The organism is Hymenobacter cellulosilyticus (assembly GCF_022919215.1).
In the GTDB taxonomy this organism is placed as follows: domain Bacteria; phylum Bacteroidota; class Bacteroidia; order Cytophagales; family Hymenobacteraceae; genus Hymenobacter; species Hymenobacter cellulosilyticus.
In genome coordinates this window covers 40,009-53,639 of the sequence record NZ_CP095046.1, presented here as the reverse complement: position 1 = coordinate 53,639, position 13,631 = coordinate 40,009, and the positions used below count along the sequence as shown (strand labels likewise).

Below are 13,631 nucleotides of genomic sequence, written 5' to 3'. Positions count from 1 at the left end.
CAAAGCTTACACTGTGAGAAAGAAAAAAGCAAGGCTGCCCTGACTACCTTTGCTTTGGGCCCGGCAGCCTGCGGGCTGTTTGCTACGGCTTTAAAAGGGTTTACTTCTCTTCATACTTTGCTTTTACTTGTACTTACTTAATGCTACTGCCCATGAAAAAACTAATACTGCTGTTATGTAGCGTCCTGATGGTTTGGTTGCCAGTTGGGGCGCAGGCGCAAAACCGTCCGGATCTGGTGGTGGTAGCTCCTTACTCTCTCCCCACTAGCGTAGTGGTGGGCGGAACTTACACGATGTCGGCAACCATCCGGGTGAACGGTAATCCTGGGGCCGGGGCCCAGTTCAACTGCATTGGCTACTACTTGTCGAGCAATACGACCTGGGATGCTAATGATGCTTATCTGGGAGCCAGCTGCCAGTCGCTGCTCATGGCCGGGCAGCAGGGGACTACCTCTATTTCGGCAACCATTCCGCCCCTGACTACTACCGGCAATTATTACCTGGTGCTGGTGGCCGACCCGCTGAATGCAGAGCAGGAGCAGGATGAAACCAACAACGTGGTTAGCTTTCCGGTAACGGTGGGGCAGGGCACGGTGCCGCTGCCTGACCTGGAGCTGTGGCGCCCATCCCTGTCCTTCAGCTCCGTGGCGCCCGGGGGCAACACCGGCGCTTTCTCGTTTATCTTTAACCGCGGAGCTGGATCGGTGAGCGGGTATGAAATCGGGTTTTACCTGTCGACCGACAGTGTATTCACAGCGGGGGCCGACGTCTTCCTAAGTCAATTTAATGGGGGCAGCCTAGCTGGAGCCACCACCGGTTCCACGGGCACTATCTTTTCGGCTCCGCAGCTGCTTATCCCGCTGAATACGGTTCCTGGTAAGTATTACCTGCTGCTGGTAATTGACCCGCGCAACGTAATAGCCGAAACCAACGAGCAGAACAACTCCCGCGCCCTGCCGCTGCAGGTGACGGGTACGGTCACGGCTACTACCTCACCCACAACGGCCGCTCTGGAAGTGTATCCCAACCCTGTAGCAGCCGGACAAGGGGTGAATATATTCTTCAGTGGCCAGCCACAGCCGGCCCAGATGACGCTCTACGACGCTCTGGGCCGGCAGGTAACAAGCCATTCGGCAATGCTCAGCGGGCAGCCCTTGTCCCTGGCCACCTCGGGCTTACCGGCCGGCATTTACACGTTGCGCGTGCTGGGGCCGGCGGGCTTGCATCTGACGCGCCGGGTGGTAATTGAGTAGCGCTGGTACTTGTTGGTGCACAACTGGCGGACAAATGACAACAGCGTAAGGAAGCTCCTCGGTGCTTGTTGGACAATTCCACGGCTACACGTGAAATTTAAAGGGGCCGGTCTGCACGCAGACCGGCCCCTTTCTTTTATCTTTGAGAGCTATGCAGTTATTACATGTATTTCAGCGGGTTCCGCGGTTCTTGCGCAGCTTTTACTTTCTGGCCGGCTCCGCCTTTCTGGTGTGGATGCTGGTCTTCGATGCCAACGATTTAGTGAAGCAGTATGATATGTATGCCAAGTGGCGGGAGCTGCAGGCGGAAAAGGAATATTACCTCAACAACATTGAGCTAGTGAAAAAAGACCGGGCTGAATTGCTCAGCAGCCCTGAACTCCTGGAGAAGTTTGCCCGGGAAAAATACATTATGAAGCGCCCCGGCGAAGACGTCTTTATCCTGGTGCCTCAGGAACAGGAGTAGTTTAGCGCCCTGGCATTCTAGGGCCTATACCCTCGTACCTTAATTGAGTTTTGCTTGCTTCCGATCGGCAGAAAGGACCTTGTGCGTCTCTTCTGCAAGCTTTTTTTAAGTCTATTTCCTAAACCTGTTGTATGACAAAAAACTACTCGTACCCTGTCCGCTCCCGGACAGCCCGACCGGCTTGGCTTACTCTGCTGGCGGTCTTATTTGTACTCTGGACTGGTAGGGCTGCGGCCCAAACCTACACCATGCCAACGACGGGCACCACAGCCCTGACCACCTGCAGCGGCACGCTCTACGACAACGGTGGGGCCGGAGGTAGCTACAGCGCCAACGCAGATGGCACGGTCACGATTACCCCGGCTACGACGGGCAGTAAGGTAAAGCTGCAGTTCAATACCTTCTCAGTAGGGTATTATGACCGGCTGACTGTATATGACGGGGCCTCAACCTCGGCACCCGTAATTGGTACCTATTACGACTACTACAGCCCAGGCACGGTATACGGCACGAGCAGCAGCGGCGCGCTGACGGTACGCTTTGCCACCGACTACTACGCCACCGGTTACAGCGGCTTCAGCGCGGATATTTCCTGTGTTACGAGCGTGCCTCAGCCTGACCTGGCTATTCAGGGTGCTTCCGTGTCGCCGGTTTCGGCGGTGCCCGGCAACACGCTGTCCTTGTATAGCTCCATCTACAACCTCTCGGGTACGACGGCCACCAGCAGCAATATTGGCTACTACCTCTCGGCCGATGCCAGCCTGGATGCGGCCGACGTGCTCCTGGGCAATTCCACGGGCGGCAGTCTGAGCGTGGGTGGCTACGGCAGCCGTACCAGCTATGTGCAGCTACCCGCCAACACCACGGCCGGTGCCTATTACGTGCTCTTCGTAGCCGACTACCAGAACGCCGTTAATGAGAGCAACGAAACCAACAACGTATCGAGCGTGTACCTGAACGTGGTGCCGCCCTCCGTGGACCTAATTATTCAGCAAGCCGGCGTGAGCCCCACCAGCACGGCGCCCGGCAACGTAATAAACATGTCCTGCACTATTACCAACCAGGGCAACGCCACGGCTACGTACAGCAGTGTAGGCTACTACCTGTCGGCTAATACGACGCTGGACGCCAACGACCAGCTGCTGAGCTCCACCTACGGCGGTACGCTGACTCCGAACTACGCTAACTACCGCAGTGCAACCACAAACGTGCCGCCGGGACTCGCACCAGGCACGTACTACGTCCTGTTTGCGGCCGACTACCAGGGCCTGGTAACTGAAAGCAACGAAACCAACAACGTAGCGGCCGTAACCCTGACGGTAGCTGCTCCCAGCATCGACCTGATTGTGTCGCAGGCCAACTTGAGCACTTATACCATGTCGGCGGGTACTACTATCAGTGCCGGAGCTACGGTGTATAACCAGGGAAATACTACGTCGCCTTCCAGCAACCTGGGGTACTATCTGTCGACCGACGCTTCGTTCTCCTCGAACGACGTGCTGCTGACCAGCAGCACCGGCGGTGCCCTGTCCCCGGTCTGAGCAACTACCCCAGCACTACCTTCACCATTCCCACCGGTACCACGCCGGGCGCTTATTACGTCCTATTTGCGGCCGATTACCAGAATCAGGTAACGGAGTCGAACGAAACTAACAACGTGCGTAGCCAGGCCATTACGGTCGTAGCGCCTAGCATTGACTTGGTTATTCAGCAGGCGTATTTGAACTCGACCACTACCACCGGCGGCACTACCATCAGCGCCAGCCACTACGTCTACAACCAGGGCAATACCGCCGCGGCTTCGAGCAACGTGGGCTACTACCTGTCGACCGACGCTACGTTCTCTTCGAACGACGTGCTGCTGACGTCCTCGACGGGCGGTACGCTGGCTGCGGGCAACTATTCCACCCGCTACCCTTCCCTGACCATTCCTACGGGTACTACAGCCGGCAACTACTACGTGCTGTTTGTGGCCGACTATCTGAATACGGTAACGGAAACCAATGAGAACAACAACGTGGCTTCGGCTGCCCTGACGGTAGTTGCCCCGGCATCGACCTGGTTATTCAGCAGGCTTACCTGAACTCATCTTCCTCGGCAGCCGGTGGTACTATCAGCGGTAGCCATTATATCATCAACCAGGGCACTACGGCAACTTCTAGCTCTAACGTAGGCTACTACCTCTCGACGGATGCCACGCTGAGCACGAATGACGTGCTGATCGGGACCAACACCAGCGGCACGCTGTACGCAGGCGGCTACAACACGCTGTATCCTTCCCTAACTATTCCCACGGCTACCACGCCGGGCTCTTACTATGTGCTGTTTGTGGCCGACCACCAGAATACGGTGACGGAAACCAACGAGAACAACAACGTAGCTTCGGCTGTCCTGACGATTGTCGCGCCTGTTGTAGACCTTATCATTCAGTCGCCATCCTTGAACACAAGCTCAGCCGCGGCTGGTGGCAGTTTCAGCGCCAGCTATTACCTGGTAAACCAGGGCACGACGAACTCCCCCGCTACCAGCGTGGGCTACTACCTCTCGACGGATGCCACACTGAGCACGAATGATGTGCTCCTAAGCTCCACGAATAGTGCGGCACTGGCAGCAGGTGGTTATTCCACCATGTACCCCACTCTGGCTATTCCGGCAACCACGGTAGCGGGCAACTACTACGTTCTGTTTGTGGCTGACCATCAGAATACTGTTAGCGAAGTCAACGAGAACAACAACGTGGCAGGGGTGGCCTTGCGCGTAACGGCGGCGTTTTCCGGGGTAGTTGTGCCAGTTAGCGGCTCAAACACCATCACTACCTGCAGCACGACGGTGGCCGACAATGGCGGCAACAACGATTACGTGGACAACTCCTACGGCTCACTCACGATTAACCCCGGCACGTCGGGCAGCAAGGTGCGCCTCAGCTTCTCGTCTTTCGCAGTGGAAACCTGCTGCGACCGGCTCTATATCTACGATGGTCCTACCACTAACTCCCCGCTGATTGGCACGTACTCGACTAACCCCGGGACCATCACGGCCCAAAACACGGCTGGTTCGCTCACGCTGCTCTTTACCAGCGACGGTAGCTACGTAGGCTCTGGCTTTGAGGCCACCGTCTCGTGCGTTACCTCTACTTCCGTCCTGCCCGACCTGATTGTGCAGTCGCCCTCCGTATCGGCTGCTTCCGTGGCTGCGGGTAACACCATTGGCCTGGGCGGTACTGTCCGCAACCAGGGTGGCGGCGACGCCAGCAGCAGCTCACTGGGCTACTACCTCTCGGTCGACAATACGCTAAGCAGCAGCGACCTGCTGCTGGGCACGAGCAGCGGTGCAGCCCTGGCCGCTGGTCAGACGGCCACCAGAAATGGCGTTTTCAGCATTCCTGCCGGCGTTAGCCCCGGCACATACTATGTGGTATATGCTGCCGACCCAGCCGGAACCGTGACGGAAAGCAACGAAACCAACAACACTACTTCCCTGACGCTGACCGTGGTGGCGGCCCTGCCCGACCTGACTGTGTCCCAGACTACGCTGAGCCCAGCCGCGGCGCCAGCGGGCAATACCGTGTCGGCTACCTGCCTGCTTACCAACTCGGGCACGGCCACGGCCGCTCAGAACACAATGTCCTTATACCTCTCGGCCGATGCCTCGCTGAGCAGCAACGACGTGCTGCTGGGAAGCATAACCGCAGCAGCGCTGCCCGCCAGTGCCAGCAATACCCGCTCGGGTTCCTTCATCGTGCCGCTGGGCACGGCTCCCGGCAACTACTACGTGCTGTACGTAGCCGATGCCACTGGCGTCGTGACTGAGTCGAACGAGCAGAACAACGTGGCCAGCCGTGCCTTTACCGTAAGCCTGGGCACCCCAACCCGGGAGCAGCTCAACGGCTTCACGCTGAATGTGTATCCCAACCCGGCTACCGGCAGTGAGTTCAAAGTACGTATGGATGGCCCCAGCACTGGCAAGGCCGTGCAGCTGACCTTGTTCAACAGCATTGGTCAGCAGGTAGGCGTACAGAACCTGGTGCTCAACGCGGGCCGTGGCCCCGTTACGTTCGATACCACCAACCTGGGTAGCGGCGTGTACACGCTGCGCATTACGGGCGAGGACCTGAACGTGACGCGGCGCGTGGTCATTGAATAACCCTAACTAACGCGAACCAGCCTAGCTGGTACTCGGCGGCATCGACTCCGGAACTCTTCCGGGCTCGGTGCCGCCGTTTTGTTTACGGCCCTAACCTCCGTGGCCCCGTATTTGACAAGCCAGCCTGACCACTTTGGGATATTGTATGATAAAGTTCTGGAAAGCCGCCGCTGGGCGCCCCTGGTTGTTGTTGCTTACCGTCGTGCTGCTCGCCACAGCGCCGTTAGTAGCCCGGCCCTCGCAGGTACAGGTAGCCCGGCAGTTTCTGCTGGCCGTGCTGCGCGGTGAGTATCCCACGGCCTACGCCCTGCTTGCTCCCGAAACGCGGGCGGCCATGAGTGCCAAGCAATTCAAGGAAGCCGTGCAGCCCCTGCGGGCCCAGGCCAAGCGCCGCGGTCAGCCCATTGACCTGTATAAGCTCGGCTACCGCATTAGTGAGGCCAACGAGGTGAGTAACTTTTACAGCTTCATGTTTAAAAGCGACACGCTGGCTGGCAAGCCCGAAGTCCAGCTCGACGTCACGTTTCAGGATAGTACGGCGGCTCGGATTCGGTCCTTTGGCTTGATTCCGGCCCCACAGAGTCGGCGAAAGTAGCGGGGGTATTAACTCGGGAAGGAGATTTTACCTAAGGAAACAGCCGGTACGACCTGTTCGCCGTGCCCAATGGGCAGCGCTTCGCCCACCAGGGTTTCGTTAGCCAGGATGGCAAATAGGACGGCTTCTTTGGCGTCGGGCGAAATGCCCAGGGCGGCAGTAGTAGAAAACCGGCAGGAGGATAGGGCCTGCTGCAAAGCGGCCATCAGCACGGGGTTGTGCATGCCCCCGCCGCTGGCGTAAATAGTCAGGGCAGGCAGGGTGGGAAATGCCTGCCGCACGGCCCCGGCAATGCTGGTAGCACTAAACGCAGTAAGCGTGGCCAGCAAGTCGTGGGGCGGGAGGGAAGTAGTACCGCTGCGGTGCTGGGCCGTGCGCACGTAAGCCGCGCTAAACAGTTCGGGACCTGTGGTACGGGGAATTGGCGCGGCGAAGAAAGGATGGTCGAGGAGAGCTGTCAGGAGCTCACGGCTTATTTGGCCCTGGGCGGCTAGTGCGCCGTTTTCGTCAAAGTGCTTGCCGGGGTACAGTTCCCGCACGAAGGCATCGAGTAGGGTGTTGCCCGGGCCGGTATCGGTGCTAAACACGGCAGCGGCATCGAGGCTGCCAGACAGATAGGTGAAGTTGGCAATGCCGCCGAGGTTGAGTAGCAGTCGGTCTTCGCCGGGTTGGGAAAAGATGAGGTAGTCGCCGTATACCGCCAAAGGCGCACCCTGCCCGCCGGCTGCCACGTGCTTCTGCCGAAAGTCGCTCAGGGTAAGAATACCGGTGCGCACGGCCAGATGATCGGCGTCGCCGAGCTGCAGGGTGGCGTTGGGCCAGTCGGGCAGGCCGTGCTGATGCTTAGGAGCGTGAAATACGGTCTGGCCGTGACTGGCAATGGCATCAACCTCGGCGGGCAGCACGTTCCACTGAGCCAGGCATTGCAGCACCATATCGGCGTGGGTGGTGCCCAGCCAAGCGTGCAACAGGGTGAGGTGCTGCAGCTCGACGGTATCCTGGGCGAAGACCCGACGAATGTTCTCCTGGATAGCAGCCGAATAAGGCACGGTAGCAAAATGCTCAACTACCACCCGCGTAGCTGCTCCGTGACCCGAGAAGCGGCACAGGGCCACGTCGAGCCCGTCCAGGGAAGTGCCCGACATCAGCCCGATAATACGGCGCTCTGGTTTCTGGGCCACGGCCAGGAGGCGGCTGAGGTTGCTGTTCATACAATTGGAGGATGAGGTAAAAGAGCAAATGGGTGAATAAGTAAACGGATACGGCTCCATTCACTTATTCACCCATTTCTGTTTCGGCAGCTACAGCTACTCGATTTTCTTGCCGGTCATGGCCTGCTTAATGGATATGTTCATCACCCGCTCGGCAAACGGGCTAGTGAGGCTTTCCAGCTCATCCACAGCCTTCAGAATGGTATCCTTGTCGTTGGTTTCGAGTGCCTCGCGCAAGACGTGAGTCTGGGCGGCGGTGTGGGTAATTTCGTCTTCGGTCAGGTACTGGGAGTTTTTCTCCACGAACCGCTCCACTTGATACAGCATCTGCTCGGCCACGGTGCGGGCTTCAATGACCATGCGGGCATTCACGTCTTCCCGGGCGTGGGTGAGCGAATCCATCAGCATCTGCTCTACCTGCTCGTCGGTGAGGCCGTACTGGGGCTTGATTTCCACGGCCTGGCGCGTGTTGGAGCGCAGCTCAATGGCTTCCACCTGCAGAATTCCGTCGGCGTTGAGCAGGAAGTTCACGTCAACCTTGGGCAAGCCGGCGGGCATGGCCGGAATGCCGCGCAGGTCAAACTCGGCCAGCTTGCGGTTTTCCTTCACCAAGTCCCGCTCTCCCTGGTACACCGAGATTTTCAGGTTCACCTGCCCATCCACCGAGGTGGTGTACTGGCGGCCGGCTTTGGTCGGAATCTTGGAGTTGCGCGGAATAATGGGGTCCATCAGCCCGCCCAGGGTTTCGATGCCCAGCGTGAGGGGCGTCACGTCGAGCAAGAGCACATCGCGGCGGTTGCCGGCCAGAATATCGGCCTGAATGGCCGCGCCCAGGGCTACTACTTCGTCGGGGTTAAGGGAGTTGTTGGCCGGCTGCTGGAAAAACGCCGAAACCGAGTCGTAGACCAGGGGCACCCGGGTAGAGCCGCCCACGAGCAGCACCGCGTCGAGCTGCTGGGGTTCTAACTGGGCATCGGCCAGGGCCTGGCGGCAGGAAGCAATGGTGCGCTCCACCAGGGGCCGTACCAACTCGTTGAACTTGGCCTTGGACAGGGGCAGGGTCGTGTCGTCGAAAATGGCTTCAAACCAGTCGTGGCTGCTGAGGTGGCGCTTGGCCTGCTCGGCTAGCAGGCGCAGCTGCTGCTGGGCAATGGGGTTTTCGAACAGCACCGTCGCCAGCTGGTATTCGCGGGTCCAGTAGTCGGAAATGGCCCGGTCCAGGTCGTCGCCGCCCAGGTAGGTGTCGCCGTTGGTGCTGAGCACTTCGAAAATGCCCTGCTGAATGCGCAGAATGCTGATATCGAAGGTGCCGCCGCCCAGATCGTACACGGCCACGGTTTTCTCGTCGTCGGGGCTCAGGCCGATGCCGTAGGCCAGGGCCGCGGCGGTGGGCTCGTTCACAATGCGCAGTACTTCCAGGCCAGCCAGGCGGCCGGCGTCGCGGGTGGCCTGGCGCTGGGAGTCGTTGAAGTAAGCCGGCACGGTAATCACGGCCCGGTTGACGGGCGTTTTTAGGGCGTGCTCAGCCCGGGCCCGCAGCTCCTTCAGAATCTCGGCCGACAGCTCAATGGGGGAGTAGAACCGGTCGGCCACCCGGATTTTGACCAGGCCCTCAGAGTTGTCGTCAATGACCTTGTAGCCCAGCTGGGTGGCGTGCTCGCCCAGGTCGCGGTACGACTTGCCCAACAGGCGCTTTACTGAGTAAATCGTGTTCTGGGGCTCCGTAAGCAGGTATTGCTTGGCGTCGGTGCCCACAATCGGGTCGGGGGCGTCGGTCGGGAAGTGGACTACCGAAGGCACGATGGTACCGCGGCCCTGGTCGTTGATGGCCAGCGGATGGCGGCCGTCGGGGTGAATGTAGGCCACCAGGCTGTTGGTAGTGCCCAGGTCAATTCCGACGATGATTTCTTCCTGCTGAATGCTCCCGGTAGAGAGGTTGATTGCGACTTTGGCCATTGCGTATGGGTCAGCGCCGAGGCGCGAAGTAAGCGTAATAAAAGAGAGGTAACCGGACTACGATTGCTCTACGATGCAAGGGCAAAAGTAGCGAAGAAATGCCGGTAGGGGAGGATAACAAACGGGCCCGGGACTTGGCTTGAAAGCAAGTTGTACTTTTTTATAAAAAAAGTTCCACCCTAGGCAATCCAAGCACGAGCGTAGCTGCGTATCTCTCAACAGATGCCCCGCCCACTAATTCCCACCTTACTATTAGGCACGTAGCTCCGGACTAGCTACCGCTTGTTTGCCTCGTGTTGCCGCCCCAGATCCGGGGCGCAGCATTCGTTTCTCTACCGCACTTTTTGTGCTTTTCCTACCCGTTGCCCAGCCTTGCTTTTTGCCTGGCTAGGAATCCTATTTCCTTTTTCCACCTTTAATTCCTTCATCATGAAGAAGACCTTTACCCGTCCGATTCTCCACATGGGTTTGGCTGCTACGGCCATAGTAGGCGCCCTGGCCTGGAGCGGACAGAACACTCATTTGGAAGCCTCCAGCCACCGCGAAGCTCCGCTTATTGCGGATGACCCGCTGGCCGACAACACCGACCTATATGCCTTCCGCGACCCCAACAACGCGGAAATGATCAACATCATTGCCAACTACATTCCGTTGGAGCTGCCCCAGGGTGGCCCGATCTACAACACGTTTGGGGAAAACATACGCTACGAGATTCACATCAAGAATAAGACGACTTCGACCGGCGACGACCTGACGTATCGTTTTACCTTCACGCGGACCAACGAAGACCCTACCACGTTCTTCCGGACGCGCCTGGGCAAGGAAAACCAGAAAACGACCTACACCGCTGAGCTCAGCGTGAATGGCGGCGCTTTCACGCCCATCGTTACGGGCGGCGTAGTGCCCCCACCCAACATCGGTGCCCGCTCTATTGAAGGTGCCGCCGGCCTGAACACGCCCTACAATACGTTGATGACCAACGCCATCCGGACGCTGGCCAACGGTACCAAAGTATTCTGCGGCCCCGTGGATGACCCGTTCTTCGTGGACCTGGGCGGTATTTTCGACCTGGGCGGCGTGCGCCCCACCAGTGCCCGCGACGGTGTAGCCCGTAAGAACACCCACACCATTGCCCTGCAGATTCCAATTTCGGTACTGCAGAAAGACGGCAAAACTGGCGCTCAGGCCGCCAACATCCTGGATTCGGACTACGTCATCGGTGTGTGGGCCTCGGCCAGCCGTCAGGCCATCCGCACCCTGAACACGGACGGTACCCAGACGCAGTCGGGCAACTTTGTGCAGGTGTCGCGCCTGGGCATGCCCCTGACCAACGAAGTCGTGATTCCGATTGGGCAGAAAGACGAGTGGAACGCCGGCAACCCCTACGGTGCCGTAGCCAAATTCGACGAAAACGCCATGAACCCCGAGCTTGCCCTGTACATGGACGACAGCCGCTTCGGTGGCGCTGTACCCGGTCTGGGCGCCCTGCGCATTCAGTCCAACTCGCTGCAGGCTTTCGACTTCCGCAACGGCAAGGACGGGCTGGCTAACCTGACTGCCGCCCAGCGCGCCGGTACGGTATTCGCCGACCCAACCTTCGGTCCTTACTTGCTGCGTGCCGGCAAGCCCCGCTCGGTCGACATTCTGCCAATCTTCCACACGGGTGTGCCTAACCTGCCCCCGTATCAGCTGGCCACTGGCAAGCCCCTGCGCAACCCGCTGGCTGCTGGTAAGCCGTTCGTCAACAACTTCCTGCCCACGCTGGGTGACATGCTGCGCCTGAATATGGCCGTGCCTGCCACGCCCCGCACCCTTGCCAATGGTGTAACGCCTAACCCCGACTTCAGCTCCGAAGGCTTGCTGGCCGCCGCCGTACTGGGTCTGACTGACACGCGCTTCAACGGTAGCGCCGCCCTGCAGGCTATTCCCAACATGGACGGCTTCCCCAACGGTCGTCGTCTGGAAGATGACGTGACTCGCATCGAGCTGCAGGCCGTAGGTGGTGTAGTACTGGCCGCCATTGGTCTGTTCTACGACGACTTTTCGGCTACGGCAACGAACCCCGTAACGCCCCAGTTGGGCGGCGTACTTGGTTTCCGGACCGGTGTTGAAGCCAACGACACGACCTTCAAAACTACTTTCCCTTACATGCAGACGCCTTGGCGTGGCAGCAAGTCGCAGTCTACCGTTACCTCGCAGCGGGGTGCTGTGGGCATGGGCTTGCAGGTTGAGGCCGTGAAAGTAGCCCAGAACTACCCCAACCCCTTCACCGACAAAACCACGATTCGCTACGAAGTAGGCGTGAAAGGTCCGTTGTCGATTGTCATTACCGACATGATGGGCCGTCCCGTAAAGACGCTCGTCGACAACAAGGAGCACAAGCCCGGCACCTACGAGATGCCCTGGAAAGTGCAGAACCTGGCCGCCGGTACCTACATTGCCACGGTAAAATCGGGTGAGACGGTACTGCAGTCCATCAAGCTGGTTCACACCAACTAGACCATTGACTACTCGGGAGGCAACCGTCGGCAATCTGTCGGCTGGTTGCTTCCAAGCGTAGCCACTCAGTTAGCCGGGCCCGGGTGAGTTCGGCTAGCTTGCTGGTAAATTCGGAGCCCGACTTCATTGTCGGGCTCTTTTTTCCATTCTTAGCCTCTGCTGCTTTGCGCAAATACTTTTACCCTACGCTGCTGACTTGCTTCGGCCTGGCCGTGGCAGCCCTGTTTTTCTTCCGCAAGCCCGAGCCCATTCCCCAGCTCAAGGAACGGCACGGCGACCTGGCCGTGGGTGGTGAATGGCTGAACACCAAAAGTGCCATTAGCGGCCTGCTGGCTCAGCTGCGGGCCAAGCCCGACGACAACAAAGCCAAACTGCTGCTGGCCCAGGCCTACATGCAGGAGGCCCGCGTCACCGGCGACCATCCGTACTACGATATGGCCGCCATGCAGCTGCTCAACGGCATTCTGCAGAAGGAGCCCGAAAACTTTGAAGCCCTGTGCTGCAAAGCCTCCCTGTGCCTGACCCAGCACCACTTCTCCGAGGGCCTGGCCGTGGCCGAGCAAGCCGTAGCCATAAACCCGCACAACGCTTTCGTGTACGGCCTGCTGTGCGACGCCAACGTGGAGCTGGGCCGCTATGAGGAAGCCGTGAAAATGGCCGACAAGATGAACCAGGTGCGGCCCGATTTGCGGTCCTACTCCCGGGTGTCCTACCTGCGGGAAATCTACGGCGACTACCCCGGCTCCATCGAAGCCATGGATATGGCCGTGAAAGCCGGCTATCCGGGTCTGGAGCAAACGGCCTGGTCGCGCATCACGCTGGGCCATCTGTATGAGAATACCGGCGACCTGGTTAATGCCGAGAAGCAGTACCAAATGGCTTTAATTGAGCGGCCGTATTACGCCTACGCCCTAGGTGGCCTGGGTCGGGTGGAAAAAGCCCGCAAGAACTACCCCGCCGCCATTGAATACTTCCGCAAGGCCCGCGCCACGGTGAAAGACTATGCCTTTGCCGACGAGCTGACCGACCTCTACCGCCTCAACAACGAGCCCGCCAAAGCTACCCAAATGGCCAAGGAAGCCATTTCCATGCTGGCCGACGATGCCAAAGAGGCCGACGACAACGAGGAAATGGGCCACTACGCCGACCGGGAGCTGGCCTACGCCTACCTCAAAACCAATGAGCTGGACAAAGCCCTGGAGCACGCCAAAATCGAGTATGAGCGCCGCCCCGACAACATCGACGTGTGCGAAACCCTGGCCTGGGTGCACTACAAGCGCGGCGAATACCCGCAGGCCCAGAAGCTGATTGACACGGCCCTGCGCACCAAGTCGCGCAACCCTACGCTGCTCTGCCGCGCCGGACTTATTGCCTCCAAGAACGGGCAGGCGGAAAAAGGGCAGGCCCTGATTCGCCAGGCCCTGGATACCAACCCCTATCTAAGCTTCGATTTGGCCGACGAGGGCAAGAAGCTGCTGGCTGTCAACTAACGCGGAGTTGCTGGTTGT

At 59.1% G+C, this 13,631-nt stretch carries 10 protein-coding genes and 1 pseudogene; 9 read left to right on the top strand and 2 right to left on the bottom strand.

Annotated features, from left to right (window positions below; all coding sequences use genetic code 11):
- Positions 1-152: 152 nt before the first annotated feature.
- The 7 genes and pseudogenes from MUN79_RS00245 to MUN79_RS00220 all read left to right on the top strand — a co-directional run bounded on the left by MUN79_RS00245 (position 153) and on the right by MUN79_RS00220 (position 6,457).
- Complete coding sequence (locus MUN79_RS00245) at positions 153-1,253, top strand: CARDB domain-containing protein (protein ID WP_244675866.1); 1,101 nt, start codon at positions 153-155, stop codon at positions 1,251-1,253.
- 151 nt (positions 1,254-1,404) lie between these two features.
- Positions 1,405-1,719 carry an FtsB family cell division protein gene (locus MUN79_RS00240; protein WP_244675865.1) on the top strand — a complete coding sequence of 105 codons (315 nt, stop codon included), beginning with the start codon at positions 1,405-1,407 and terminating at the stop codon, positions 1,717-1,719.
- 248 nt (positions 1,720-1,967) lie between these two features.
- On the top strand, positions 1,968-3,260 hold the full coding sequence (locus MUN79_RS00235; protein ID WP_244675864.1) for a CARDB domain-containing protein: 1,293 nt from the start codon (positions 1,968-1,970) through the stop codon (positions 3,258-3,260).
- Positions 3,257-3,325 (top strand): annotated as a pseudogene (locus tag MUN79_RS31605) (hypothetical protein); the annotation flags it as partial. The gene MUN79_RS00235 and the pseudogene MUN79_RS31605, both read left to right, overlap by 4 nt.
- Positions 3,326-3,376: 51 nt before the next feature.
- Positions 3,377-3,802 carry a CARDB domain-containing protein gene (locus MUN79_RS00230; RefSeq protein ID WP_244675863.1) on the top strand — a complete coding sequence of 142 codons (426 nt, stop codon included), beginning with the start codon at positions 3,377-3,379 and terminating at the stop codon, positions 3,800-3,802.
- Positions 3,772-5,862, top strand: coding sequence for a CARDB domain-containing protein (locus MUN79_RS00225; RefSeq protein ID WP_311136808.1), 2,091 nt, complete (start codon positions 3,772-3,774; stop codon positions 5,860-5,862). Before MUN79_RS00230 ends, MUN79_RS00225 begins: the two co-directional genes overlap by 31 nt.
- 145 nt (positions 5,863-6,007) lie before the next feature.
- On the top strand, positions 6,008-6,457 hold the full coding sequence (locus MUN79_RS00220; RefSeq protein ID WP_244675862.1) for a hypothetical protein: 450 nt from the start codon (positions 6,008-6,010) through the stop codon (positions 6,455-6,457).
- Between the two features lie 8 nt (positions 6,458-6,465).
- On the opposite strand, the gene MUN79_RS00215 is transcribed toward MUN79_RS00220, so the two are convergent.
- Positions 6,466-7,668 (bottom strand): anhydro-N-acetylmuramic acid kinase, encoded by a 1,203-nt coding sequence (locus MUN79_RS00215; protein ID WP_244675861.1) that lies wholly within the window; start codon positions 7,666-7,668, stop codon positions 6,466-6,468.
- 96 nt (positions 7,669-7,764) lie between these two features.
- Complete coding sequence (gene hscA / locus MUN79_RS00210; RefSeq protein WP_244675860.1) at positions 7,765-9,624, bottom strand: Fe-S protein assembly chaperone HscA; 1,860 nt, start codon at positions 9,622-9,624, stop codon at positions 7,765-7,767.
- A gap of 429 nt (positions 9,625-10,053) precedes the next feature.
- On the opposite strand from hscA, the gene MUN79_RS00205 reads away from it, so the two are divergent.
- Positions 10,054-12,123 (top strand): DUF4331 family protein, encoded by a 2,070-nt coding sequence (locus tag MUN79_RS00205; RefSeq protein WP_244675859.1) that lies wholly within the window; start codon positions 10,054-10,056, stop codon positions 12,121-12,123.
- Positions 12,124-12,287: 164 nt separating this feature from the next.
- Complete coding sequence (locus tag MUN79_RS00200; protein WP_244675858.1) at positions 12,288-13,613, top strand: tetratricopeptide repeat protein; 1,326 nt, start codon at positions 12,288-12,290, stop codon at positions 13,611-13,613.
- Positions 13,614-13,631 lie beyond the last annotated feature (18 nt).